Raw genomic sequence first — 25,936 nt, 5'->3', positions numbered from 1 at the left:
CAGGGATCTCTCCACTGCGCTGCTCACGATGAGACTGTGAGCAGCTTCGGTCGAGATGACGCGGTTTATGGTTTGCAGGAAGAAAGCAACAGCAACAGCAAAAGCAACAGCAACAGCAACAGCAAAAGCAAAAGCAACAGCAAAAGCAACGGCAACGGCAACAGCAACGGCAAAAGCAAAAGCAACAGCAAAAGCAACGGCAACGGCAACAGCAACGGCAACAGCAACGGCAACAGCAACGGCAAAGGCACAGGCAAAGGCAGGAGTTCTTCGCTCTGCTCAGAATGGCGAGATTTTATAGGGTGTCGAGAGAGATGAAAGCCGCAGAGGGAATGCTCTGCGGCCTTTCTTGTTGGTGAGTGCTGATCACTTCTTTGCTAGGGGAGTGCTATTTGACTGGATTGCCGGTGGTGTCGCGGTACTCGATGGGGCCGAGGTTGAGTTTCTTGAGGCCGGGTTCGATTTTTGCGCGGTCGCCTACGGCCATCAGGATGAGCTGGTCGGGGTGGACGTCGGTTTGGGCGGCCTTCGATACTTCGGCGGGTGTGACGGCTTCGTACCTGGCTGGTAGCTTGGCGAAGTAGTCGAGGGGGAGGCTGTAGACGAAGAGTTGACGGAGACCACCTATGGAGGCCTTGGTGGTTTCAAAGTCTCCGGGGAGTGAGTGGAGGAGCGAATCTTTTGCCAGTTTGAGTTCGGCTTCGGTGGGTGGCTCGGTGCGGATGCGGTTGAGCTCGAGCATGAGTTGCTTGGCAGCGGGTGCGGTGACGTCGGTGCGGACCTGGGCTCCGCTGTAGAAGGGCCCCCGGTGCGGTACATCATGAAGCCTGAGCTGGCGCCGTAGGTGTAGCCGTGTTCTTCGCGCAGGTTCATGTTGATGCGGCTGGCGAAGAGGCCGCCGAGTACATTGTTCATGATCATGACGGCGGGGTAGTCGGGCGTGGTGCGGGGAAGGCCGAGGCCGATGGCGAAGAGTGCGGTTTGGGGTGCGCCGGGCTTGTCGACGATGACGATCTTCAGTCCGGGCGGGGCTGGGGCGGGTGGGACTGTGGTGGTTGTGGCTGCGGAGCCGGACCAGGGAGCGAAGTATTTGTCGGTGAGGTGTTTGATTTCGGACTCGGTGACGTCGCCGGCGAGGACGAGCGCGGAGTCCTTGGGGCCGTAGTGGGCTTGCCAGAAGCTGGTGATGTCGTCGTGGGTGATGGATTTGATTCCGTCGGTGTTGCCGATGGAGCGGATGCCGTAGGGGTGGTCGCCGTAGAGGGTGCGGAAGCCTACGCGCAGGACGGAGGCTACAGGCTGGTCGCCTTCCTGGAGGATGGCGACGAGGCGTTGCTTGCGGATGCGCTCGACCTCGTCGGGGGCAAAGGCGGGGTGCTCGATGACGTCCGAGAGGAGGTCGAGGCCGGCTTCGGTGTTGTTGCTGAGCGCGCTGAGGCTGGCGTTGGCGCTGTCGACGTCGGCCGCGGAGGTGAGGGTGGTGCCGATCTGCTCGGCGTTGTCGGCGAGTGTGGTGGCGGAGCGCTGGGTGGTTCCTTCGGTGAGGAGGCGGGCGGTGAAGCCGGCGAGACCAGCTTTGGCCTGGGTGTCGGACTCGCTGCCGGCGCGGGCTACGACTGCGGCGCTGAAGACGGGGAGGGAGTGATCTTCGAGTAAGTAAACCTGAAGGCCGTTAGCGAGGGTGAAGATTTTGGGTACAGGGAGGTGGAAGGCGGTGGTTGGGCCGGGGGCGGGTGCGGTCTTGCGCCAGTTTTGTTGATCTTCGAACTGCGCGGTGTAGGGGGCGGTGAGTTTGACGTCGGCGTCGGTGTTGTCGGGACTGCGGGGGACGTCGTCGACTACCTTTTTGCCGGGGACGCAGTTTACGACGACGCTCTGATCTTTGCCGAGGTACTGCGTGGCGGCTTGCTTGACTGAGGCAACGGTTGCGGCCTGATAGCGGGCGATGTCTTTGGGGAGATAGCCGGGGTCGTCCAGGAACTGGTTGTAGCGGTCGAGGGTGTCGGCTACACCGCCGAAGCCTCCGAGACGCTGGAGACCGGTGATCTTGCCGGTGACGTCGACCGTGCGGGCCCGGTCAAGTTCGGCTTGAGTGGGGCCGTCCGATTGCAGGCTGGCTATTTCTTTCCAGAGCGCGGCTTCGAGGGTGTCGAGGGAGACGCCGGGTTTTGCGGTGATGTCACAGTCGGCGATGGAGCCTAGCTTGAGGGCGTTGAGATTGCAGGTGACGGTTTGGGCGACCTGCTGCTCGTAGACGAGCTTGCGGTAGAGACGGCTGGCTTTGCCTCCGCCGAGGATGTGAACGAGGAGATCGGTTTCGGCATCTCCCGAAGTGAAGACGGGAGGGGTGAGCCAGGCTACGGAGAGGCGCGGGAGCTGGACGGTGTCGGTGACGGTTGCGCGCTTTTGGGCAGTGATGGGTGGGGTTTTGGTGGTGACTGGCTCGACGGCCGGACCCTGCGGGATGGGGCCGAAGTACTTGGTGAGGAGTGCCTTGAGCTTTGCGGGATCGAAGTCGCCGGCGATGGCTATGCTGGCATTGTTCGGCGTGTAGAAGTGCTGGTGGAAGTCGCGGATGTCGTTGATGCGGGCGGCTTCGATGTCGGCGTGGGAGCCGATTACGGAGGCGTAGTAGGGGTGCTCGTGGGGGAAGAGCATGTGATAGGCCTGCTCGTCGGCGAGTGCGTAGGGTGTGCCTTCACCCTGGCGGCGCTCGTTGCGGACGACATCGCGTTGGTTGGTCAGCTTGATGCGGTCGAGGCCTTCGAGGAGGAAGCCCATGCGGTCGCTTTCGAGCCAGAGGCCGAGCTCGAGCTGGTTGCTGGGGAGGGTCTCGAAGTAGTTGGTGCGGTCGAAGTCGGTGGTGCCGTTGATGTCGGTGGCGCCTGCGCCTTCAAGGTATTTAATGTGGGCTTTTTCGCCGACGTGCTCGGAGCCTTCGAACATCATGTGCTCGAAGAGGTGGGCGAAGCCGGTGCGGCCTGCGCGCTCGTTAAGCGGGCCGACGTGGTACCAGAGATCGATGGCGACGAGGGGGAGGCGGTGGTCTTCGTGGGTGAGAATGACGAGGCCGTTGGGGAGAGTGTACTTTTCGTACTTGAGCTCGGGGAGTTTTAACGGCTTGGCGGCCGGCAGATTGTCGGCAGCGACTGCCATTGACGCGGTTGCGAGGCCGCAAAGAATCGCTGCTGCGGCAGTTTTCTTGAATGCGAACAGGGGTGCTTTCATCTTTTCTCCACGAAGGCTCGGCCAGGTCTTTGAGAGAGCGCCTGCTAACTCAGATTGCGACGGTGAAAGGATGATATCAACCTGGTGGGCAGATGACCTGAAGATATTGCGGTGTGGCGGCTTCCGGGTTTGTATACTGCCGCAATGCGTCTCCTTTCGATCCCTTGCGTGCTAACGTTGGCTGCTGTGTGTGTGTGTTTGAATCCTGAGGCCGGGAATGCTCAGACTGGTGTCCAGGCGGTTTCGGTTTCTTTTCCTGCTGCGCGGTCCGCAAAGCCGCTGGATGGGCGAATGTTGCTGCTGTTGTCGAATGACCCGTCGGAGGAGCCGCGGATGCAGATCGACGACACGCCGCGAAGCCAGATGGTGTTTGGCGTTACGGTGGATGCGCTGAAGCCTGGCGAGAGCGTTGTGGTGGACGAGAAGGCGGCGGGATATCCCATCAGGAGTTTGAAGGACGTGCCGGCGGGGGATTACACGGTGCAGGCGGTGCTCGATGTTTATGAGACGTTCCATCGTGCGGACGGGAGGACGATCAAGCTGTCACCGGATCGTGGTGAAGGGAAGCATTGGAATCTGGCGCCGGGGAATTTGTATAGCAAGCCGGTGAAGGTGCACGTGGGTCAGGGTGGTGCGCCGATTGCGATCTCGCTGGATCAGGTGATTCCGCCAATTGTGCCTGAAGCGGATACAAAATATGTTCGACATATACGGATTCAGAGTGTGTTGCTGACGAAGTTCTGGGGGACGCCGACGTATCTGAGTGCGGTTGTGCTGGTGCCGGAGGGGTTTGATGAACATGTAGAGGCGCACTATCCGTTGATGATCTTTCATGATCACTTTGTGACGGGGTTCGACGATTTTCGAACGACACCTCCGGATCCGAACTTGAAGCCAAATTATTCGGAGCGGTTTCATCTTGCGGGGTATAACCGGATTCAGCAGGAGGAAGCTTACAGGGAGTATCAGCAGTGGACCAGTCCGAAGTTTCCCCGCGTTTTGATTATGAAGATCCAACATGCGAATCCTTACTATGACGACTCGTATGCGGTGAACTCGGCGAACCTGGGGCCGTATGGCGACGCTATTGAGACCGAGCTGGTTCCTGCGGTGGAGAAGCAGTTTCGCGGGATCGGACAGAGCTGGGCGCGGTTTATGTATGGCGGCTCGACGGGCGGATGGGAGTCACTGGCGGTGCAGATCTTTTATCCGGACCACTACAACGGGGCGTTTGTAGCATGCCCGGACCCGGTGGACTTTCATGCCTACATGACGCGGGATCTTTATAAAGACGAAAACATGTTTTATCTGCAGGGAGCGAACAAGCGAGTGGAACAGCCGGCGATGCGGGACTATCTGGGGCATACGCTGATCTCGATGAGGGACAACATTGCGTATGAGGCAGCGCTGGGGGATCATGGGCGGTCGGGCGAACAGTTTGATATCTGGCAGGCGGTGTATTCGCCGCAGGGGAAGGATGGGTATCCGGAGCCGATCTTCGATAAGGAGACGGGAGAGATCGACCATAAGGTCGCAGAGTATTGGAAGGAACATTACGATCTGAATGCGAAGCTGCAGCGGGATTGGGAGACGCTGGGGCCTAAGCTGCAGGGAAAAATCCACCTGTTTGTGGGCAGCGACGACACCTATTTTTTGAACGATGCGGTTTATCTGATGGAGGACTTTCTGAAGACGACTGGGACGTCTGGGCATGGCGTGGCCTATGGGGGCGAGGTGCTTTATGGGCCGAGAGCCGAGCACTGCTGGAACGGGGATCCGACGCTGCCGAATGCGTTGTCGCGGCTGCATTACAACACGATGTACCTGCCGAAGATCATGGATCGCATCGAGAAGACGGCACCGGCGGGGGCCGATGTCAGGAGTTGGCGGTATTAGGATCGAGAATACGTTTTTGCAAACTTAGCTTTGAAATCAGCAAAGAAGTCGGGATTTTTTCTGTTTCGATTGCTTTCAGGCTGCGCAGTATTCAGGTCAACGAAGATTAAAATGCACAGAAGTCGGCTCACATGCATCCAATTGAGGCAGCGGTGGAGATCGATTCTTGAGGCACGCCTTCCACTAAGCTATCCAATACGCCGGGGGACAAGACGTGCCACCAACCATCTTCGCTCCAGACGCACCGCTGATCAGTACTACTGATGCAGTCGCCTTCGAAGCACGCGTAGGGCTGACTGCCACACCTAAAACCCTCTCCCCGTGGCTCTTCTACGACGAGGCAGGATCGCGTCTTTTCGAACAGATCACGGAGCTGCCGGAGTACTATCTGACCCGGACTGAGCGTGGCATCTTTGCGGCCAATGCCGATGAGATCCTTTGCGAGGCTGCGCTTGGGCAGGGGCCGAGCGGAAAGCTTACCTTGATCGAGCTAGGTGCTGGAACTGCAACCAAAACCGGCATACTTCTGGCGGAAGCCGTTCGCCAACAGGGGAGTGTGGTCTACCAGCCTGTGGATGTGTCCGAGACGGCTCTTGCCGAGGCTAGTGAAAATATTCTCGCCAATATTCCTGGGGTTACCGTCCGCTCTCAGGTCGCTGACTATACTCGTGAGGCCCTTCCGCTCAACCGTCTCCCCGAGACGCGGACGCTGGCTCTTTACATTGGATCGAGTATTGGCAATTTCATGCCGGAGGATGCAAGGGATGTTCTTCGGAATCTTCGTGCCCAGTTGCTTCCCGGCGATACTCTTTTGCTGGGCACGGATTTGGCGCCCAACGGTGGCCCAAATGGGAATAAGACCGCAGCTACTCTGCTTGCCGCTTATGACGACGCCGCTGGAGTGACTGCGGCTTTCAATCTGAACGTGCTTACGCGGCTCAATCGTGACTTGAAGGCAGATTTCGCGTTGGCAAACTTCAAGCATCGGGTTTGTTGGAATCCCACTCAGTCACGCATTGAGATGCACCTGGAGTCGGTGATCGCTCAGCGGGTGCACATTCCTGCCAACTCCAGCGGTCCTGCGTTCGTGGTGGACTTCGCACGCGGCGAGACTATTCACACCGAAAACAGTTACAAATTCAACTCGGCTGCGGTGGAAGAGCTTCTATCATCGGCGAACTTCAAGAAGACCAAGTCCTGGGAGGATCCGCAGCATCTGTTTGCGGTCACGTTGGCGACTGCGGTCTGACTCAGAGGCTTCCGCGCCTGTACTCGCCGCTCTTCCCGCCGGTTTTGCGCATCAGTACCACTTCGCGGATTCGTATTCCTTTGTCGAGCGCCTTGGTCATGTCGTAGACGGTTAGCGCTGCGATTGAGGCTGCCACCATCGCTTCCATCTCGACGCCTGTCCCTGCGACTGTCGCTGCTGTGGCTTCGATCGCGACGCCACCTTCGACGATCTTTGTCTGTACGTCTACAAGGCTCAGGGCGATTTGATGGCACATCGGGATCAGGGTGGAGGTTTGTTTTGCCGCTTGAATTCCCGCGAACCGCGCTACTTCGAGGGGATTTCCTTTGGGATTTCGGGGCAGCGCCTCGAGCACCGTGTCGGACAGCTCGACGAACGCTGATGCCACGGCCTCGCGTCTTGTTGCCAACTTGTCGCTGACATCCACCATTTGCGCTTCGCCGGCCTGATCGTAGTGCGAGAGATGCAGCGGCACGGGCGAGCGGGGGAAGTCCGCATCGTTGCCGAGAGGTTCGGGGGCGTCATCCATGAGCTGTTCGGAGGTGTAATCAACGTCGTCCATCCCACAAGCCTACCGCAGGAGAATAGTAATGACATCCCCGGTCGCAAACTGATCTTTGTCAGGTGGGAGCACCGCATAGCAGTTCGCCCGCGCATTCGCGGCCAGGTCGCCTGACCCCTGCCACCCCACGAGCCGTACTTCTGGCCGGATCCGGTCCGGGGTCCATTTGGCGGGGAGCACACGCATCAGGCCAGCCTTTCCAGCAACCTCCTCTGCCAGCGTCGCTTGAAGAAAGCGCGGGCCTTGTACTCCGGCTCCGCCCATCGCACGGAGCATCGGTTCGACGAAACAATGGAAGGTCACTTGAGTCGAGACAGGGTTTCCGGGCAGGCCGAAGAAAAATTGCGCGGGGAATTGGTCGTTGGCTGGTAACCGTCCGAAGACGAGGGGTTTGCCCGGCTGCATCTTTACGCCAGTGAAGAAAAACTCTGCGCCGAGTCCTTGCAGCACCTCCTCCCCCAGGTCGTACTTGCCCATGGAAACGCCTCCGGAGAGCAGCAGAAGTTCACAATGGCGTGCCGAGCGAATGGTTTGTTCCAGATCAGGTCGCCGGTCCGGAGCAATCGGAAGCTGGATAGGTTCTCCGCCAGCTCGCCTGATCAGCTCGGCCAGACCGTAGCTATTCGAGTTTCTGATCTGGTGCGGCCCGGGCGTCGCTGCGAGGTCCACAAGCTCGTCTCCGGTTGCGACGATGGCTACTTTCGGCCTGCGAAAGATCTGTAGTTCTGCGTATCCACAGGAGGCGGCGAGAGCTATCTCCGCGCCCTCGATCCTAGAGCCAGAGGCCAATATTGTTTGGCCGGCCCGGGCCTCGCTTCCCTGGGGAACGATGTTGTCTCCGCTTCGAATCGTGTGTCCAGCAAGTAGGCGAATCGAGTTGTTGGTGCGTTCCACATGTTCGATCATCACGACAGCGTCGGCGCCTGCTGGAACTGGTGCGCCGGTCATGATTTCAATCGCGGCATTTCGTTCGAGCGTGTCGCCCTGCCACTGCTCACCGGCCCTAACCTGGCCGACTACCTTCAATGGGCCGAACGTGTCGGACGCCCGCACAGCAAACCCGTCCCGGGTTGACCGATTGAACGGCGGCTGATCGCGATCCGCGAGCACGGGCTCGGCCAGTACGCGGTCTCCGCAAGCCAGCAGCGCGAGCGGTTCGCCTGGCGGACGTGGAAGATCGGTTGCGTGTTGAAGCACCTTCGTCAGAGCCTCATCGAAACCGAGAACTGCGGCCGCTGACTGCATCCTCTTCTCCTTCAGCTATCAGCGTGACAAACGGAAAGGCCCCGAGCAGCGTCGCCCGGGGCCTTCCGCGTTTTCCGGCGATTATTTCTTTCCAGCTTTGAAGGTCGACTTTACCGGTGCACCGATGCCTTCGAGGATGCCCTTCACGTCCGCAGCATGCGATCCGTCCGGAGCCAGTTCAAGATACTGCTGATAGGCTTCGATGCAACCCGGAGGCGCTACGATCTTTTGGGTCTTGGGGTCGACGGTTGCCTGTGGAATGAGCGCCTGCCCCTTGATGTAATAAGCATCAGCTTTCTTCGGGTCAGCTGCAATTGCCTTGTCGGCAGCAGCACCTGCCTCGGTCAGTTTGCCTGAGTTGTAGAGGGTTGCGGCCTCGTTGAAGTAGTACATTCCGGCCTTTTCCGGTTGGGCCTTGGCAGCCTGCTCGTAGGCGTCGGAGGAGGCCTTGGCGTCACCCAGGCGGGCCTCTGCCTGTCCCAACTGGTTGTAAGCCACGCCGGCGGTTTCCGGGTTGGGCTTCTTGGCGGCAGCGTTCAGATCCGCAGCCTTCTTGTAGGAGGCAGCTGCGTCGGTGTACTTCTGCAGAATGGCCGGATCAGTCGGCGAGGTGCCAGCCGCTTTGGCTGCTTTTGCTGCGGTCTCTCCGCTACCAAGTTGAGCATCGCCAAGGGTGACCCACAGGATTCCCTCGTCTGGCTTGGTTTCGGTGGCCTGCTTCATGGCGGTGATTGCGGAGTCGTAGTTGCCTGCCTTATTGTCGGCGCGCGCCTGAGTTAGAAGAGCATTGAGGTTTTGAATCTTCGCGTTGCCGGCGACTACTTCTGCATTCTTCTTCTTGTACTCTTCGAGCGCCTTGCGATCTTCCGGGCTCATCTTGCTGAGGTACTCCGCGCGCGACATGTCGAAGTCGAGCAGCTTGTCCTCGTCCTTCGCAATCGGAACATTCTCGTTGAAGTCCAAGCTCTTATCTTCCTGGAAGACGAATACGACATAGGTCCCCGCGACGATGCCGGTTCCCTTGTAGTTTCCATCTTGATCGATCGGAAATTTGTAAGGGTACTTTCGATCCTTGGCGTCTGACGAACGATCCGTCGTGAGCCTGACTTCGCCCTTTGTAATGGGGAGGCCGGCGGGATTGAGAATGTGGCCGTGAATACTTGAGGTTCCCACTGGCGGAGCTGCTTGTGCTTTCAAGCGTGTGGGCTGCGCCATCGCCAGGATCGCCAGCAGAGAGGCTGCCAGGGTGCTTATCTTCCATCCGATACGTTTCATGCTCTTATCTTCTCCTGGCCCATTGATGCGGGCGTAAGTCTTCGTTGCAAAACAGGTCTTGCTTCCTCAAAATTTGATGCAAAATGCAGCGGTCACGCGACCGCATACGGTATGGGATCGACCGCTCCGGCCTCACGAAATGCCCGCAGTCGCAGAACGCAGCTCTCGCAAACGCCGCAAGCTTCGGTCTCGCCGGAATAGCATGACCAACTTACATGGAACGGTGCACCGAGTTCAACTCCCAACCGGACGATCTCGCTCTTGCGCATCTGGATCAGAGGTGTCACGACCTGAATCTGTCCGTCTTTGGTGCCCATCCTGATTAACTGATTGAACGCTTCATAGTAGGCTGGGCGGCAGTCAGGATACCCCGAACTGTCCTGTTCGACCGCCCCGATAAAGACCTTTTCCGCGCCCAGAACCTCGGCCCAGCTTACCGCGGCGGAGAGAAAATGCGCATTTCGGAAGGGAACATAAGTGATTGGGACTTCGTTTCCGATCGTCGCTTCCTTGCCCGCCGCCGGTACGGCAATTGAGGCATCGGTCAGCGCCGATCCTCCGATCCGGCGAAACAGGTCGATCTTGAGATGCAGAAGCTCTTTCACTCCGACGATGCGGGCTACATCCTGGGCGGAGTGCAGTTCCCTTGATTCCGTCCTCTGGCCGTAGCTGAAGTGGACGGCGAAGACGTCGTAGTCCCGGGCTGTGAGCGCGGCGCAGACGCTGGAGTCCATTCCGCCTGACAGGCAGAGTACGGCACGCGGGCGGCTCGGTTCAGCCTTCGTCATCGCCCGCCTCCAACTCGTGCTGTTCCGCTGGGGTCAGTTCATCCCCGGTCAACTCGCCGACGGACTCGCCGAGAATCTCCCTTGCGGTTTCTTCGTCCTGCTTGTGCACCAGTAAACGAGCTCGGAACGCGAGTGCGAGCAGGCTGTTCGCGTTCTCCCCTTGCAGGAAACATTCGATTCCCGCCGACTCGAGCATCCCTTTTGCCATCTGGGCGTTTACGGGCTCGAGAAACTTGCCTACCGTAACGAACTTGTCCGGATCGATTGCTGCATCGTGCTTTGAATCTGCCATCAAAAGCCGTCTTTCTTCTTACTTCGTATCGTACGACTGTAGGTGGAAGGTGATCGTTCCCCAGAACAGTCGTGCCTGAATCTGCACCGGCATGTGGCGTGCGTCGTCGGTATACCAGACCCAGATGTGTCCGCGATTTTTTACGATGCCCTCATCCGCGGTTGGCTCTACTTTTAGCGTCTGGAAGGTTCCGGCTGGAGTCTTGATCTCTTCTTTGGATTCAACCTTCATTGCCACTGTTACGGTACGCATTGAGTCCGCCAGGGGGAACGGGATACTTTGGCCGACCGCCATTGGCTGCGACGCCGCATAAAAGATTGCGGAGAGGGAGTCGGTTACGCAGGCCGGAATCGAGGCCATTTGTTCTTTCGAGGTTCCCTTGACCAGATTTTTTCGATCTGTTTCTGCTTGCCCTGGGAGTAGTCGAAGCTCAGCTCGCTGGAGACTTTTCGACGCCCCTCCTGCAATTGTTTGCTGAATCCGGTGGAGCAGCCGGTCTTCGTGTCGAACCCGGCCTCGAATTTGTCTACGACGGGGAAGAGCATGGTTACGGCGCCGGTTGAGTCCGCGGTGGCTGTAATCTTTTGCACGGTTCCTTGTTTCTCGAGCTGAAACACTGCTGTGCCCGCCGTAAAGACACGCCAGTCAACGGTAAAGGTCAGAGTCTGTTTTTCGGGGAAGGTAAAACCGGGCTGCGGAGTTTGCAGGGTTGGGATGACCACCGGCGCTGGCTTTGCGCCTAACCCCAGAAGCTGCGCACTCGCCGTCAGCGAACCTATGGAACACGACATCAGGAAGAAAAGTGCGAGAAAAACCGTTCCGGCTTCAGCAAAGGGCAGCACTCTCACGAGTTGAAGTTTGTGGGCGATTCCGCCCCAGCCTCCACGCCTTCAGCGCAGACCACCTGTCACCTCGCGGTGATGGAGAAAAAGCCGGACCGCCAGCGCCAGATAGATGGCGCCGGCACCCATTAAAGCATTGTACTCGCGGTGGTGTTGCCACTGCTGCCAGGAGAATCTACCCCCGCTGGCGTTCTGGTTCGCCGGAAATGTCGCAGGGGTCAGTCGTGGCAACAGACGCGGCACCTTGGCGGAGTAGTCGTTGAAGTCTGCAAAGTGTTCTCGCAGATAGGCTTCCTCGCTGAAAATTGTCGGTATGTAGATGGCCGCAAAGAGTGCGGTCAGCGCAATCAGGATCACCCAATTGCTTGCTGCTGCCGCGAATCCGAAGGCGATGAGCATCGAGCCCAGGTAGAGGGGATTTCGCGTGTAGGCGTAGGGGCCGGTGAAGGTCAGCTCAGCGTTTTTGCGTACGTAGCCGGCCGCGTAGGCTCGAGCCACACGCCCGGCACTACGAGCAGGAGGCTGAACAGCATGGTTTTACCGGTCGGTCGGGCTAGCCACAGGAATACTGCGGCAAAGGCGAATCCCAGCGGTACGCGAATCCGTCGCGCGATCTTTTGCCATGTTGTTCGTTCGCTCACAGCTTTACCTTATCTTGTCCGCTGCGGAGTAGCTCCAGCGCTGCTTCCACAACTTCTTCCGTTGATATCTGCATAAGCCCGGGCTCCGTCTCTGCGTGCCGGGAGTGATCTGTTCGGCTGGACTCGTGTCGCAACACTCGCGCTTTTGAATTGTCGCCTATGTAGGGGCCGTTTCGGGAGGGGTCGGTGGGTCCGTATAAACCGACGATCGGACGCTCCAGCGTGGCTGCGAGGTGCAGTGGTCCGGTATCTCCGGCTATTACCAATCCGGCTCGGCGTATAAGCGCAATCATCTGCTCGACGGAGCAGGGAACGGAGATCGCAAAACCTTCACTTGCGTCAACGACTGCATCTGCAAATCGATGGCCGGGAGCTTCGTTCACAAGCGAGCGATACCCGGCACGGCCCAGATCTGCAGCGACGGCGGCGTATCTCTCCGCGGGCCATTGCTTGGCCCCCAGCCGGCTGTAGGAGCGAGGAAGGCGAATCTGTCTCTGATCAATGAGGTCTGGGCTAGAAGTCTGTTACACCATAACTCCGCCTTCGGGTCTACAGGAAGCGTTACTGCTGCTGGCTTCAGAATTTCGCCCACTGCGGCGCCTAGCAGCTCGCACGCCTGCTCCACTACATGTGTAGAGGTGGTTGCTATCCGATGTCGATAGAGCCAGCTCGCAGGTGTCTCCCTGGGCTTCGCTGGGCCGGAGAAGACCGGTGTGGCTGCCATTCGCCCCACGAGTGCGGACTTCATCGACCCCTGCATGTCGACGCAGACGTCGTACCGGGCTCTTCGGAGTTCACGACGCGTCGTATTGATCTCCGACAGGGTGGAGAGAGCAAAGGGGCGGTTGCTCCAAGCTTTGGCAGGCACGGGGTGCCATCGATCGATCAATGGCTTGCTCTCGGTGCGTCCGGTTTTGTGGGGGATACGGTTGAAGTCCGTTGAAGCCTGCAGTAATCCACTCCAGGCCGGCTCGATCGCCCAACCGATAAGCCACTCGGGATGCTTCTCACGCAACGCAGCGACCGCGGGCATCGCGTGAAGCACATCTCCCATCGCCCCGATTCGAACGATCAGGACGCTTCGCGAATAATCCGACGCGTGGGATCCTACATTGCGCGACGGTGAGGGCGTGAGTTCGGTAGCCAAGGCTTCATTTTCTCACGCAGGATTCGATTTCTAGCGACCCTGGCGTCGGCGGCGATCCAGCCGTCCCACCATCGCTACCAATTGCTCCAGAGCCTGCTTCTCGTCCAGCAGTTCGACGCAGAGACGCGCCACGACAATGGGGCCTACTGTTTCCAGCCGGTCTCGCAAGATCGGTGTGAGCTTCACGGCGTCCTTCTCCGTGGTTACGAATCCATTGGCTTCAACAGCGCGCGCCTGCTGCATCAGACGCGTAATATCATCTTCGTTGTAGGCATGGTGATCTTCAAAGGCCAAGGTCTTCATGGCCTCATAACCCTGTGCCGCAAGCATTCGGGTAAAGTTGTCAGGTCTTGCAATTCCGCAAAAAGCAAAGGGCATTGTTGGCAGCGCCACCTCGCCACCCTCCCCCAGGCTCAACCTCCTGCGAATGACCCAGATTGAGGGCCTGCCCTTGGAGTGGCTCAGTCCGTTGACTACGCTTCTGAGTGTGTCCGCCTCGTCCTCCCGGAGAACCACAACATCCGCCTGCGCTATCGCCTCGAGCGGTTCTCTTAGGTTCCCCGCCGGCAGCAACGTGTCCTCGACATCTTCCTGGGTCAGCAAAACGATATCTATGTCGCGGGCGAGTCGTCTGTGCTGGAATCCGTCATCGAGCAGATGAACTACCAATTTTTCCGAGGGCTCACCCTGCTCCGCCATTATGCCGGCCTGATAGCGGTCTGCTCCCACGTACACCGGCACTCCGGAGCGCTGTGCCAGCAGGACGGGTTCATCACCATGCCAGCGGGCATCGTCGAAGGGTTCGACCCTTGCAATCATCTCCGAGCTACGCTTATACCCTCGCGTAAGGATTCGGACCGCGTAGCCGCGGTGGCGCAGAATGCCAGCCAGCATTAACACAACGGGTGTTTTGCCTGCGCCGCCCGCCGAGACGCTGCCTACGCTGATCACGGTGCTCTCGAGATGATTGCGCTTCAACCAGCCCCAGGCAAACAGCTGCTTTTTGAGCGCAAGCGCAGCCCCGTACAGGGGAGCCATCGGAAGCAGCCATGGTCGTCGCACACTCATCGCGCGGTCCTCACCCTCTCCTCCAACAGTGAGACGACGGCCTGTGCCGTTCGTGCTATTGCTCCCGCCTGAGCTTCAAACACTGCTCGTCCGCGTTCCCCAAGCGCCCGAGAGTCGTCCTTCTCCCGCAACATACTGATCAGCGTCTCAGCCAGCCTGTCCTCTCCGACGATACGAATCGCTTCTGCTTCCTGCATGGTCTTCACGATCTCACGAAAGTTCTCAAAGGAAGACCCCATCAGCACCGGCACCCCGAACTGCGCCGGTTCCAGCGGGTTATGTCCACCCTTTGGAACCAGACTGCCTCCAATGAAGGCCACTGACGCCAATCCGTAGACCGATGCAAGATCTCCGATCGTGTCAAGCAGAAGAATCGTTCCGCCGACAATGGGCTTAGGATTCTGCGTGAGCTGGCTGCACCGGAAGAATGGAGTTCCACTTCTTCGAATCAGCTGCAAAACTTCCTCAAAGCGGTCCTTATGCCGCGGAGCTATCAGGAGCGACGCATCTGGAATAGCCTGCCGGATCGAAAGCCATGCAGCGAGGAGGATCTCCTCTTCGCCGGCAAGGGTGCTGCCGACGACCATCAGTCTTGTGCCGGACAGCTTCGACGCGATCAGCCTTGTCATCTCGTTGTCGGTCCTTGCCTGCACGTCATACTTCAGATTCCCGGTTACCCGTACACTGGTCTCGGGAGCGCCAATTTTTATTAACCTGTCAGCGGTCTCGGTGCTCTGCGCAAGAAACAGAGCAATCATCTCCAGGAATGGCCGCCAAAGGCGCCGGAGTCGCATGTACCGCGGAAACGATCGATCCGAGATTCGCGCATTCACCACTACAACTGGTATTCCATCCCTTGTGCACTCCACGATCAGCCGCGGCCACAGTTCGCTCTCCATAAGCACCAGCATCTGCGGCCGCAGTACGTGCAGATACCTCCTTACGGAAAATTTGAGGTCCAGCGGCAGATAAAACACCGGCGAATCGGGCAGTCTCTCCTTTGCAAGCCTCTGCCCTGTCTCTGTGGTCGTCGAAACCGCCAGCAGCCAACCCGGCAGCCTCTCCTTCAGTTCGCCTATCAACCGCGTTGCGGCCATAACCTCACCCACGCTGACCGCATGCACCCAGACCACACTTCGTCCGGCCGCCTCCGCGTGCAACCCGTTCGGCACCAGTCCCAGTCGTTCCCGCAGCCCTGCCCTGTATCGCCCGATGGTTGCCATTCGCACCAGCCAGTAAGGAGCGCCGACCACAAGCACGGCCAGCAGCAACGAGCTATACATCACCATCATCACTGTCGCCGAGCCCTCGCTTTACGTTGTACGCCAGCGGAGATGATAATCAACCTTGGCTATGAAGTCCCACCGGTTCTCCACAACTTCGATCCTACTAGTAACCATTTTCTGCTTTCTGGCCGCGAATGCCAGGGCCGCCGACAAGAAAGCGCCTCCTGTAAAACCCGCTGACCAATATGCAGCGTTTGAGGCGCATCCGAATGAAAAGGTCACCGTTGCGGCTGAACCTTGCGACGATCCCAAAGACTGCGACTTCTTTCGTCTCCCCTACCTACAGCACGGCTTCGTCGCGATCCGTGTGATCTTCACCAACGAAAGCGACGCTGCGATTTCTCTCGATGACGCCCGCATCCAGTTCATCTCCATCAATAATGACAAGATTCCTGCCGCTACCGACGATGATCTTCAGCGCCGACTCTTTTCCACCAAAGGCGCAGCCGGCCGGAAGATTCCGCTTCCGCTTCCCTTGCCACCTGTCACCGTCCACGATAAACCTGTCGATAAACAGATCACTAAAGACGACAACGACTTCGGGTTTAACGGGACGACGGTCAACCCCCACAGCACTCTCGCTGGCTATCTCTTCTACGACGTTCGTCAGCTACCCGACCGGCCACTGAAGGGCGCCGAACTCTACGTCAAGATGGTCCACACCCTGGATGGCAAGAAACAGCTCTTCGACTTCAATATTCCTTTCGACAAATGGCTCTCCGCTCAACCGGGAGCGAAGTCGGCTGAGAAGTCCTCCGATAGCGCGCCTAAACTACGAGCACAGGAATAATTCAGCGATGATCGATCCACTCCGGAACCGCAACCACGAGCTCAATCTGCGCGCTGCTACGCCTGCCGACGTTTCGCAGATTCTCGAGTTCATCCGCGACCTCGCGACTTATGAACGCGAACCGGATGCCGTTCTTACTACGGAAGCCGATCTGCTCCGCGACGGTTTCGGAACTGACAAACGTTTCGATTGCATCATCGCCGAGTTGACCGATGGAGACACGACGGCCGCTGCAGGCTTTGCACTGTATTTCTACAACTACTCGACCTGGCGCGGACACGCCGGGATCTATCTCGAAGATCTTTACGTCAGCCCGGAGCATCGAGGGAAGGGAATTGGGAAAGCTCTACTCACTCGCGTCGCTGCAATCGCTGTGTCCGAAGGGTGTCCTCGGTTTGAGTGGAGCGTGTTGGATTGGAACACTCCATCGATCGACTTCTACCATCAACTGGGAGCCGTCATGAAGTCCGAGTGGAAGGGCATGCAGGTCTCCGGCGAAGCCCTTGCTGCTCTCGCCGCACAATCCAAATAGATTGGAAAAGTCTGTGAGCCGCTAGCAAGCATAGCTCCCTTGCGACAAAAGAGTTCTGCAACTTCCTCTATGCTGGAAGGAGCATGAAAAAGATAAGAATAATCGGTGGCGGGTTGGCCGGCCCCGAAGCAGCACTTCAGGCGGCAAAACGTGGCTGCGAGGTCGATCTTTACGAGATGCGGCCGACGCGTTCCACTGAAGCTCATCAAACTTCTGACTTTGCCGAACTCGTCTGCTCCAACTCACTAAAGTCCGAGTCTGAAAATTCCGCTCCCTGGTTGCTCAAGCAGGAGATGCGTCGAGCAGGCAGCATCCTTCTGGCTGAGGCGGATGCTACCGCTGTCCCTGCGGGACACGCCCTTGCGGTTGACCGCGTCGAATTCTCCAAACGCGTCGCCGAACGAATTGAGTCACAGCCTCGGATTCGTGTTCATCGTGAGGAAGTGACTACTCTCAACGAGGCCGATCCTGACACTCTCACAATCCTCGCGTCAGGTCCGCTGACCAGCGCGGCGCTTGCTGGCGAACTCCAGCGTCTGACCGGGTCCGACCATCTAGCTTTCTACGACTCCATCTCTCCAATTGTTGACGCGTCAACCATCGATATGTCGAAGGTCTACTTCGCAGCGCGATATGACAAAGGCACCGCCGACTACATCAACTGTCCCTTCACCAAAGAAGAGTACGAGCGTTTTATGGAGGCTCTGAGTACAGCCGAGGCTGTGGAATCGAAGGACTGGGAAAGGTTTCCTGTCAGCGGTACAGCCGAAAAGCTTCAGTACTTCGAAGGCTGCCTCCCGATCGAAGAGACAGCACGTCGCGGCCGCGACACGCTTCGCTTCGGTCCCATGAAGCCCGTCGGCCTCACTGATCCGAAGACAGGCCGTTGGCCTTATGCGGTGGTCCAGCTCCGCCAGGAAAACCTTCGCGCGGACTCCTACAATCTTGTTGGCTTCCAGAATCACCTCAAGTACGGCGAACAGAATCGCATCCTCAAACTCATCCCTGGCCTTGAGAACGCAACGTTTCTGCGTTATGGTCAAATTCACCGCAACACTTACATTCACGCGCCCTCATTGCTCAGCGGGACTCTCCAACTCAAGGCTCAACCCTGCATCTTAATCGCGGGTCAGCTCAGCGGTGTTGAGGGCTATACAGAGTCGATGGCCTCGGGCATGCTGGCGGGGATCTACGCCGCATCTATCGCGAAAGGCAACACACCTGCAATCGCACCGCGCTTGAGTGCGAACGGATCTCTCATCCACTACATCACCCATGCTGATACGAAGAAGTTCCAACCGGCCAATATTACCTTCGACCTTCTGCCACCTCTGGAAGAAGATCTTCGCAAAAAAATCCGCGACAAAAAAGAGCGTCACAAGCTCCAGTGTGACCGTGCACTCGCGGCCTGGACGGAGTGGCTCGCCCCATAAATTAGTGAAGGCGACTGATAATTCGATTCTGAAATTGAGAGAGCTAAGATACCCTCATCGCATCCATCTATGCGAATACTCTCAGCCACCGAAGCTATCACGCCCGCTATCGAACGCGCAGCCTCGGGCTACTCGGCTGGATCTTCTTCGCGTGTCTTATGCTTTCGGTCATTTGTATCGTAGGGGCGATACTCGTCTTCTATCAGCCCTACGCGCTCTATTTCCTCGGCGGACGTATTTCTGCGGTGGGAGATCTGCTGGAGCCACCGCCTCCTCCGTTCCCGGAAGCGGCTCCCCAGCCGTTCAGTCCAATCTAGCTTTCGCCAGGCTTATTCCGTCTTTTTCTTGTTTCGAGCTTTGATCTTGAACCAGATCGGGCTTCCGATAAACCCGAAGTTCTCCCGGATCTGGTTGCCCAGAAATCGCTCGAACGAGAAGTGCATCTTCACATCCTTGTCAGTGAAAAGCACAAACGTCGGAGGAGCAACCGCAGCCTGCGTCATGTAGTAGATCCGAACGCGCTTGTTCATAGGCACACTCGCCTTTTGGAAGTCCACCTTCTCCAGAAAACGGTTCATCTGGCCGGTGGTCACACGCTTGCGTCTCTCACGCGCGACCAGCTCTACTTTTTTGAACACGGATTCTATATTCTTTCCATCGGCTGCAGAGATAAACAGTAGCGGCGCGTAGTCGAGGTACTTCAACTTATCCCGAACGTCCTGCTCATAGAGCTTTTGATCGGCCGGCGGCTTACCATCGTAGAGGCGCATGCCATCCTTGCCGGTGCGAGTCATTAGATCCCACTTGTTGACGACGATAATTACACTACGGCCGCTCTCGTGTGCATAGCCGCCGATATTTGCGTCGAGTGCAGCAACGCCTTCCGCTGCGTCGATGATCAGCAAAGAAACGTCTGCAGCCTCTAAATGCTTTCGGGCCATGATGACTGAGAGCTTTTCGGCCATCAACTTGGTCTTGCCTTTTCGGCGAATTCCAGCCGTATCGACGAAGCGGAACGCGTGGCCACCGCGCTCTACCACTTCATCGACTGCATCGCGAGTGGTTCCAGCGATTGGAGAGACGATGGCTCGCTGGGTTCCTGTGAGGGCGTTCAGGAGCGTACTCTTGCCGACGTTGGGGCGGCCGATGATCGCGATCTTCGTCTCACGACTCTCGTACTCGCCGTGTGATCGAAGCATCCGCGGGCGTTTCGGTGTTGCGACCTCTGAGCTCTCCGTCGAGAGGGTGGCACCGGGAGAGACGGAAAAGTCCGGGCCCGTTTCATCTTCTTGAGCTTCGTCGTTTTCTGTGAGCATCACCTCAGGCTCTTCGATTATCTCCGCCGACTCGGGGAGTATCTCGAATACCGCATCCAGCAGATCGCCCATTCCTGAACCGTGTTCCGCCGAGATGGGGAGCACATTCCTGAATCCGAGCCGACGGAAGTTCTCCGCCTGTGACTGCATTGCGTCCGTATCCATTTTGTTTACGGCGAGAAACACTGGCTTTCCGCCGCGTAACAGCAATCGCGCAAGTTCCAGATCAGGCGAGGCGAGCTCAGTGCGACCATCGACGACCATCACAATTGCATCGGCCTCTTCCAATCCAACCTTCGCCTGCCGGAAGATCTCCGCTGGAATCAGAGCCTCGTCGTCGGGTACCACGCCCCCGGTGTCGACGATTCTCGCCGCACGGTTCATCCACTCGATCTCGCCGTAGATGCGGTCGCGTGTGATTCCCGGCTCATCGCCTACGATCGATCGGCGCGAACCGGTCAGCCGGTTGAAGAGGGTGCTCTTACCCACGTTGGGCCGACCACAGATCGCAATCAACGGCAGTTCACGCGCATCGGCGCTTACCGTTTCGGTGACCATCTGGGACGCCAGCAGCTCGATGTCCCGCCAATCGTCCTCAATTCGTTCGCGCCCTGCGACATTCTCCGAACGCGGCGTCTGCCGTCCGACAATGCCGTCGGTGGGTCTCTCCAGCTTTGGGCGAACTGCGGTCGCGGGTTTCCTGGGAGGTGGCCCGTCGGGGCGGATCGCCTTTCGCTTCTCCCGTTCCGGAGACTGCTTTGTCACTCGCGAAGCTCTGTCGACGGCAGCGCGCTTGCTCGAAAGGATTTTCCTCTTCCGCGGATCTACCGCACCTGTTGTCGGGGTAGATTTCGGAGCTCGGCCTTTTTAGGCCGCGTGCTGGCCTGCCTGTGCTTTTTGCCTAACCGCTTTCTATCGTCTTTCTGAGCCACGGACGTCCAACTTTCTCCCGCGCACGCATCAGGCGGCCAGGCTTATTACGCTAATTCTTCGCTTCCCCCTCTATTATAGAAATTGCAAAGCCTCTGTGCCGCCGATCCTCAAGCAAATCACCTTGTCTACGACCGCTCCCATCTCGATTACGCCCGCGAAGCCAGAGAATCTACCGAATCTCCATGATTTCTTCGCTCCTGGTGGCATTCTTTCCCGGTCCGCGCTGGCTTTTGAGCATCGTCGAGGGCAGTACGACATGGCACGGGCCATTGAGTCCGCTCTCAGGAGAAGCGTCATCTCATCGTTGAAGCAGGTACGGGGACGGGGAAGACGCTTGCGTACCTTCTGCCTGCCCTTCGCCTTGCCCGTGAGCGAAACCAACGCGTCATCATCTCCACCGGCACGAAGAATTTGCAGGAGCAGCTTTATTTCAAAGATGTTCCTTTCCTTGAATCTCTTCTGGGTCCGCTCAAGGTTTGTTACATGAAGGGCCGTGCCAACTACCTTTGCCGGCACAAGCTCTATGCGCTCCGCGACAACCCTCTTCTCAATGGCCTCGAAGAGATCGATCAGTTTCATCAGATTGCTAAGTGGGAGAAGACGACTGAAACCGGAGATCGCGCTGAACTCGATCATCTTCCGGAGTCGTCCGCTTTGTGGCACAAGCTCGATGCCCGAACCGAGGTGTGCCTGGGCCAGACTTGCCCGGACTGGGAGCGCTGCTTCGTCACAGCGATGCGACGCAAGGCTCTCGAGTCGGACATTGTCATCGTGAACCATCATCTTTTCTTCGCGGACCTGAACATCAAACAGCAGGCAGCGGGCGCGCCCGATGCAGGCATCCTGCCCGAGGCTGCGTGTGTGATCTTTGACGAGGCTCACGAGTTGGAAGAGGTTGCCTCCAACTACTTTGGCATCGGCCTCTCCACTCAACGGGTCGACGAACTCGCGCGAGATGTCGAAATGATGCTCAAGGCGAAACAAGCGAGCACGTCAGCGATCGAGAGCGCCTGCGCTACTCTCAAAGACCGCTCTCGTCTGTTTTTCTCTGTTCTTCCGACCGATCCCATGGGGATGCCGAATGGCGGAGGACGCATGCCCTTCCTTCATCGCGAAGCCTTTCTGGAGGAGAGCGGCGATACCTATACTGCTACCCTCAATGCTCTTACTCGACTTGAAAGCGAACTCGATTATCTGAAGAACGTCGAAGAGGCATCTGGGCTTCGTAAACGTGCAGCCGACATTCGGGCTCATCTGGCTTTTTTGCTTGAATCGACGGATCGCAACACGGTGTTCTGGATTGAGCGGCGCATCGCAGGTGGAGTACGGAACTTCGCGCGGGGAGCCGGGAACGCGAGCTTTCACACGCATCTGCAAGCGACCCCTATCGACGTCTCCGAGCTACTGACAACCTCGCTCTTCGATAGCTATAGCTCTGTGATTCTCACCTCTGCGACCCTTACCGTATCCGGAGGCTTCGACCACATCCGCAAGCGCCTCGGCCTTACTACCGCTCGAGAACTGATCGTTCCGTCTCACTTTAATTACGAAAAGCAGGCGCTTCTCTACCTTCCGCCCAATATGCCGGATCCGCGCGAGCCGGATTTTCCCGAGCGGGCGGCAGAGCGTATCCGCCGCGTGCTCGAGATCACCAAGGGTCGCGCGTTCTGTCTTTTTACCAGCCACTCACAGATGCGCAACACGTACGAACGACTGCTCGCGGAACTCCCCTACCCACTGTTATTGCACGGCACCGCGCCCCGCCACGTTCTGTTGCAACAGTTTCGCGATACGCCTCATGCCGTTCTCTTCGGGACCTCGAGCTTCTGGCAGGGGTAGACGTCCAGGGCGAACAACTATCGTGTGTCATCATCGACCGTCTGCCGTTTGCTGTTCCTTCCGATCCGATCGTCGAAGCGCGTATGGAGGCTATCGAAGCCCTTGGTGGCAAGCCCTTCTTCGATTATCAGATTCCCAACGCCGTTATTACCCTCAAGCAGGGTTTCGGCCGGCTCATCCGATCGCTCAATGACCGCGGAGTTCTCATGCTGCTCGACCCCCGCATTCAACGGCAGCGCTACGGCCGCATCTTCCTAGAGTCCCTGCCCCCATATCGCCTGACGCAAGAGATCGCCGACGTCGAGAGCTTCTTCAAAGAGCTTGCGTGACATCGCAAAGATCGTGATGCGTTGAACAACTAAGCGGCGACCGATCCCATCTGACCTTCTGACTGCGTATGTACGAACGGCTTCGATGCCACGCAATCATGCGGCCCTGCCTTCAAATTGTGGTTACCGCAGAAAGGGATCCTCCCCCATGAGAGCTTTACGTTTCACCTTCTTAGCCCCGGCCGCGCTCGCCTGTGCTTTTCTCACAACTACCCTTCCCACGTGTCGGGCTATTGCGCAATCGTCAGATCAGACGACACCGCCCGATAACTCCAAACAAAACAAAGCCCAGCAACCGACTGCTGACAACCAGACCCACGGCGGCACCTCGGACAGGCAGACGACTGCTCAGATTCGCAAGGCGATCATCGCCGACAAATCTCTATCAACCTACGCCCACAACGTCAAAATCGTCACTGTCAACGGCGCTGTCACCCTAAAGGGTCCAGTTTCATCCGACGACGAGAAGCAGAAAGTAGCTTCCGCAGCGGCAAGCGTGGTCTCTGCCGACAAGGTGACGAACGACCTCACCGTCAAGCAGTAAGCCACCGTAGGAACAAGTCAAGAAGACCAAACGACTAAACCTTCCACTCACTTCACTAGTGCTGCGTTCCGCAGCAAAGGAGCATTCATGTCCAGCAAAAACACCGCAGTCTTCGGTATCTACGCGACACCAAATACCGCCGAATCCGCAGTCGATCACATACTCGCCAAGGGTTTCCAGAATTCGGCGATCTCTGTTCTTCTTCCCGATGACGAGAGCACACGCGCGTTCGCTCACGAGAAGCATACGAAGGCTCCCGAAGGCACGGCCACGGGCGTAACGGCTGGAGGCGTCATCGGCGGATCCCTTGGCCTGCTAGCCGGTATCGGAGCACTCGCCATCCCCGGCGTAGGCCCGCTCATCGCCGCTGGCCCCATCATGGCGTCGCTCGCCGGTCTCGGCATTGGCGGAGCCGTAGGTGGGCTCGTCGGAGCCCTCGTCGGCATGGGCATCCCTGAATACGAAGCCAAGCGTTACGAAGGCGCCGTCAAAGGCGGAGGAACACTGCTCTCCATCCACTGCGAAACCTCTGACCAGATCGACACCGCCAAAGCTGCCCTCAAGGAGACCGGCGCAACGGACATCTCTTCTACCGGCGAAGCAGGGTCGAAGGATACAACCGGCGGCCGCGGCACCTTCGGCAACCTTTCTGACAGGGAGCCGATTGCTACACGCACAATCGACGACGAGCCGGTTGATCGAGAACGCGACCTCGTAACCGGGGACCGAACTGTCACAAAGTACTGACTTCTCTTCTGATGGATGGTTGAACCGAAGAGCCTGTGTCCACTCGATACAGGCTCTCTTTTTGTGTGATCGTGGAGTGGCTTGCTTGACGCGCGAGAGGCTTCCGTAGACGATAGTGCGGTGAAGCCATCTACCCTCATCGCGGCTCTTGCTCTGGCGTATCTCGCTCCCTGCGTCCCGCTCCAGTCACAAACCGCCGCCCCTCCTCAAGCAGCTCTGGTCAATGGCTATCAGCCCACCTGGTGGAAGGAGGCCGTCGTCTATCAGGTCTACCCTCGCTCCTTTAAAGACTCCAACGGCGACGGCATCGGCGACATTCCTGGCATCACTTCCAAGCTCGACTATCTCCAGAAGCTCGGCGTCAATGTCATCTGGCTCAGCCCCCACTATGACTCCCCCAACGCCGACAACGGTTACGACATCCGCGATTACCGCAAAGTTATGGCCGAGTTCGGCACAATGGCCGATTTCGACGCCATGCTTGCCGGCATCAAGCAGCGCCACATGCGGCTTATCATCGACCTCGTCGTCAATCACACCTCCGACGAGCATCACTGGTTCGTCGAAAGCAGAAAATCAAAAGAGAATCCGTACCGCGACTACTACTTTTGGCGTGACGGCAAGCCCGGTCCCGCGGGCCCTGACGGCAAACCCACCACGCTGCCGCCCAACAACGATCCATCGTTCTTCTCCGGTTCGGCATGGCAGTTCGACCCCAATACCAGCCAATACTACCTCCACTATTTCGCCGTAAAGCAGCCCGACCTCAACTGGGACAATCCCAAGGTTCGCGAAGAGGTCTATAGCCTCATGCGCTTCTGGCTCGACAAGGGGGTCGACGGCTTCCGCATGGACGTTATTCCCCTCATCTCGAAGAATCCGACCTTCCCCGAACTGACGCCTGACCAACTTCACAACTACGGCAATGCCTACGCCAACGGCCCCCACATGCATGATTATCTCCAGGAGATGAACCGTAACGTCATGGCGAAGTACGATGTCATGACTGTCGGCGAGGCTCTCGGCATCTCCCTCGAACAAACCCCGCTTATTGTCGGCGAGAACCGCCGCGAGCTGAACATGATCTTCAACTTTGACGCCATCCGCTCCAACCGCGACGGCATCAAGCTCAAGCCCTTCGACCTTGCCACTATCAAATCTATCTATACCCGCCACTCCGAAGTGCTTGGCACCCACGACTGGGATACCATCTTTCTCTCCAACCACGACAACCCCCGCCTTGTCTCCACGTTCGGCGACGACTCGCCCGAGTTCCGAATCCCCTCTGCCAAGCTTCTCGCCACGATGCTCCTCACTCTCCGTGGCACGCCCTTCCTCTATCAGGGCGACGAACTCGGCATGACCAACTACCCCTTCAAAAGCATCGCCGACTTCGACGACATTGAAGTAAAGAACGCCTACAAGGCGGAGGTTCTCACCGGGAAGATCCCCGAGGACACCTTTATCGCCAACCTCCGCCACACCAGTCGCGACAACTCGCGCACTCCCATGCAGTGGGACACCTCCGCTAACGGAGGCTTCACCACCGCAACCAAGCCCTGGCTAGCCGAAAACCCCAACTACGCGCAGATCAACGCCGCCGCTGAGGTCGCCGATCCGAACTCGATCTACAACTACACCAGCAAGCTGATCGCACTCCGCCACGCCCACCAGGTCTTTGTCTACGGGGACTATAAGGACCTTGACCCTGAGAACAAATCCATCTTCGTCTATACCCGGACTCTTGGCTCTGAGCGTTATCTCGTCGTCCTCAACTTCAGCTCAGGCCCAGTCGCGTATACCCTGCCAGCCGGCGTCAAAGTTGATTCGCTCATCATGTCGAACATCGGCACCACCGATCTCGTCACCGCCACTCTCAACCTTGCCGGCTGGGAGGCCCGTATCTACAAGCTGAAGTAAAGCTGAAGTCCGTTCGGATGCTACTCGCCGTAAA

25 protein-coding genes and 1 pseudogene are annotated in these 25,936 nt (G+C 58.0%); 11 read left to right on the top strand and 15 right to left on the bottom strand.

All coding sequences use genetic code 11. The annotated features are described in order from the left end of the window. Positions 1–55: 55 nt before the first annotated feature. Positions 56–301 (top strand): hypothetical protein, encoded by a 246-nt coding sequence (locus RBB80_RS32445; RefSeq protein WP_433966201.1) that lies wholly within the window; start codon positions 56–58, stop codon positions 299–301. An 87-nt stretch (positions 302–388) separates the two neighbouring features. On the opposite strand, the gene RBB80_RS32440 is transcribed toward RBB80_RS32445, so the two are convergent. Both RBB80_RS32440 and RBB80_RS32435 read right to left on the bottom strand, forming a co-directional pair. Then, positions 389–742 (bottom strand): hypothetical protein, encoded by a 354-nt coding sequence (locus RBB80_RS32440; protein ID WP_433966200.1) that lies wholly within the window; start codon positions 740–742, stop codon positions 389–391. Then, entirely contained in the window at positions 625–3,228 is a 2,604-nt protein-coding gene (locus RBB80_RS32435; RefSeq protein WP_433966199.1) for a M16 family metallopeptidase, read from the bottom strand. The genes RBB80_RS32440 and RBB80_RS32435 overlap by 118 nt, the downstream gene beginning before the upstream one ends. Positions 3,229–3,561: 333 nt before the next feature. On the opposite strand from RBB80_RS32435, the gene RBB80_RS32430 reads away from it, so the two are divergent. Both RBB80_RS32430 and egtD read left to right on the top strand, forming a co-directional pair. Next, entirely contained in the window at positions 3,562–5,124 is a 1,563-nt protein-coding gene (locus RBB80_RS32430) for a hypothetical protein (RefSeq protein WP_433966198.1), read from the top strand. A 214-nt stretch (positions 5,125–5,338) separates the two neighbouring features. After that, complete coding sequence (gene egtD, locus RBB80_RS32425; RefSeq protein ID WP_433966197.1) at positions 5,339–6,373, top strand: L-histidine N(alpha)-methyltransferase; 1,035 nt, start codon at positions 5,339–5,341, stop codon at positions 6,371–6,373. Position 6,374: 1 nt separating this feature from the next. Here egtD and moaC read toward each other — a convergent pair whose 3' ends face one another. From moaC to RBB80_RS32365, 12 genes are all read right to left on the bottom strand, one after another. Then, positions 6,375–6,935, bottom strand: a complete 561-nt coding sequence (gene moaC, locus RBB80_RS32420; RefSeq protein WP_433966196.1) for a cyclic pyranopterin monophosphate synthase MoaC — start codon at positions 6,933–6,935, stop codon at positions 6,375–6,377. A gap of 9 nt (positions 6,936–6,944) precedes the next feature. Beyond that, complete coding sequence (locus tag RBB80_RS32415) at positions 6,945–8,180, bottom strand: molybdopterin molybdotransferase MoeA (RefSeq protein ID WP_433966195.1); 1,236 nt, start codon at positions 8,178–8,180, stop codon at positions 6,945–6,947. A gap of 81 nt (positions 8,181–8,261) precedes the next feature. Next, positions 8,262–9,455, bottom strand: a complete 1,194-nt coding sequence (locus RBB80_RS32410; RefSeq protein WP_433966194.1) for a tetratricopeptide repeat protein — start codon at positions 9,453–9,455, stop codon at positions 8,262–8,264. 92 nt (positions 9,456–9,547) lie between these two features. Further along, complete coding sequence (queC, locus tag RBB80_RS32405) at positions 9,548–10,243, bottom strand: 7-cyano-7-deazaguanine synthase QueC (protein WP_433966193.1); 696 nt, start codon at positions 10,241–10,243, stop codon at positions 9,548–9,550. Further along, entirely contained in the window at positions 10,230–10,535 is a 306-nt protein-coding gene (locus RBB80_RS32400) for a DUF2007 domain-containing protein (protein WP_433966192.1), read from the bottom strand. The genes queC and RBB80_RS32400 overlap by 14 nt, the downstream gene beginning before the upstream one ends. A gap of 18 nt (positions 10,536–10,553) precedes the next feature. Beyond that, entirely contained in the window at positions 10,554–10,895 is a 342-nt protein-coding gene (locus RBB80_RS32395) for a DUF3108 domain-containing protein (RefSeq protein WP_433966191.1), read from the bottom strand. Beyond that, complete coding sequence (locus tag RBB80_RS32390; protein WP_433966190.1) at positions 10,871–11,383, bottom strand: DUF3108 domain-containing protein; 513 nt, start codon at positions 11,381–11,383, stop codon at positions 10,871–10,873. The genes RBB80_RS32395 and RBB80_RS32390 overlap by 25 nt, the downstream gene beginning before the upstream one ends. A 42-nt stretch (positions 11,384–11,425) precedes the next feature. Further along, complete coding sequence (locus tag RBB80_RS32385; RefSeq protein ID WP_433966189.1) at positions 11,426–11,875, bottom strand: methyltransferase family protein; 450 nt, start codon at positions 11,873–11,875, stop codon at positions 11,426–11,428. 139 nt (positions 11,876–12,014) lie between these two features. Continuing rightward, positions 12,015–12,428 carry a glycosyltransferase family 9 protein gene (locus RBB80_RS32380; RefSeq protein WP_433969996.1) on the bottom strand — a complete coding sequence of 138 codons (414 nt, stop codon included), beginning with the start codon at positions 12,426–12,428 and terminating at the stop codon, positions 12,015–12,017. Continuing rightward, positions 12,398–13,165 carry a glycosyltransferase family 9 protein gene (locus RBB80_RS32375; RefSeq protein ID WP_433966188.1) on the bottom strand — a complete coding sequence of 256 codons (768 nt, stop codon included), beginning with the start codon at positions 13,163–13,165 and terminating at the stop codon, positions 12,398–12,400. The genes RBB80_RS32380 and RBB80_RS32375 overlap by 31 nt, the downstream gene beginning before the upstream one ends. Before the next feature lie 30 nt (positions 13,166–13,195). After that, a complete protein-coding gene (gene lpxK / locus RBB80_RS32370; protein ID WP_433966187.1) occupies positions 13,196–14,233 on the bottom strand; it encodes a tetraacyldisaccharide 4'-kinase in 1,038 nt (345 codons plus the stop codon). Further along, positions 14,230–15,516, bottom strand: a complete 1,287-nt coding sequence (locus tag RBB80_RS32365; RefSeq protein ID WP_433966186.1) for a 3-deoxy-D-manno-octulosonic acid transferase — start codon at positions 15,514–15,516, stop codon at positions 14,230–14,232. Before RBB80_RS32365 ends, lpxK begins: the two co-directional genes overlap by 4 nt. A 70-nt stretch (positions 15,517–15,586) precedes the next feature. Here RBB80_RS32365 and RBB80_RS32360 point away from each other — a divergent pair, with 70 nt between their 5' ends. The 4 genes from RBB80_RS32360 to RBB80_RS32345 all read left to right on the top strand — a co-directional run bounded on the left by RBB80_RS32360 (position 15,587) and on the right by RBB80_RS32345 (position 18,591). Further along, the gene (locus tag RBB80_RS32360; protein ID WP_433966185.1) at positions 15,587–16,309 is read left to right on the top strand and encodes a hypothetical protein; all 723 of its coding nucleotides are present in this window, start codon (positions 15,587–15,589) and stop codon (positions 16,307–16,309) included. A gap of 7 nt (positions 16,310–16,316) precedes the next feature. Next, positions 16,317–16,841, top strand: a complete 525-nt coding sequence (locus RBB80_RS32355; protein ID WP_433966184.1) for an N-acetyltransferase family protein — start codon at positions 16,317–16,319, stop codon at positions 16,839–16,841. An 83-nt stretch (positions 16,842–16,924) separates the two neighbouring features. Then, a complete protein-coding gene (gene trmFO, locus RBB80_RS32350) occupies positions 16,925–18,274 on the top strand; it encodes a methylenetetrahydrofolate--tRNA-(uracil(54)-C(5))-methyltransferase (FADH(2)-oxidizing) TrmFO (protein ID WP_433966183.1) in 1,350 nt (449 codons plus the stop codon). Positions 18,275–18,432: 158 nt separating this feature from the next. Then, the gene (locus tag RBB80_RS32345; RefSeq protein WP_433966182.1) at positions 18,433–18,591 is read left to right on the top strand and encodes a hypothetical protein; all 159 of its coding nucleotides are present in this window, start codon (positions 18,433–18,435) and stop codon (positions 18,589–18,591) included. A 12-nt stretch (positions 18,592–18,603) separates the two neighbouring features. Here RBB80_RS32345 and der read toward each other — a convergent pair whose 3' ends face one another. Beyond that, positions 18,604–20,355: a ribosome biogenesis GTPase Der gene (gene der, locus RBB80_RS32340; RefSeq protein WP_433966181.1), complete on the bottom strand. Its 1,752-nt coding sequence runs from the start codon at positions 20,353–20,355 to the stop codon at positions 18,604–18,606. A 289-nt stretch (positions 20,356–20,644) separates the two neighbouring features. Here der and RBB80_RS32335 point away from each other — a divergent pair. The 4 genes and pseudogenes from RBB80_RS32335 to RBB80_RS32320 all read left to right on the top strand — a co-directional run bounded on the left by RBB80_RS32335 (position 20,645) and on the right by RBB80_RS32320 (position 25,902). Next, positions 20,645–22,691, top strand: a pseudogene (locus RBB80_RS32335) (ATP-dependent DNA helicase). A gap of 148 nt (positions 22,692–22,839) precedes the next feature. Then, positions 22,840–23,235 (top strand): BON domain-containing protein, encoded by a 396-nt coding sequence (locus RBB80_RS32330; protein ID WP_433966180.1) that lies wholly within the window; start codon positions 22,840–22,842, stop codon positions 23,233–23,235. A gap of 87 nt (positions 23,236–23,322) precedes the next feature. Next, positions 23,323–23,982, top strand: a complete 660-nt coding sequence (locus RBB80_RS32325; RefSeq protein ID WP_433966179.1) for a DUF3341 domain-containing protein — start codon at positions 23,323–23,325, stop codon at positions 23,980–23,982. Positions 23,983–24,063: 81 nt separating this feature from the next. Further along, positions 24,064–25,902: a glycoside hydrolase family 13 protein gene (locus tag RBB80_RS32320; protein WP_433966178.1), complete on the top strand. Its 1,839-nt coding sequence runs from the start codon at positions 24,064–24,066 to the stop codon at positions 25,900–25,902. Positions 25,903–25,936: the final 34 nt, after the last annotated feature.

This window comes from Tunturiibacter gelidiferens (assembly GCF_051013345.1).
GTDB classification, from domain to species: Bacteria; Acidobacteriota; Terriglobia; order Terriglobales; family Acidobacteriaceae; genus Edaphobacter; species Edaphobacter gelidiferens_A.
Note: the sequence above shows the minus strand (reverse complement) of the source record. Positions and strands in the feature narration are given on the sequence as shown.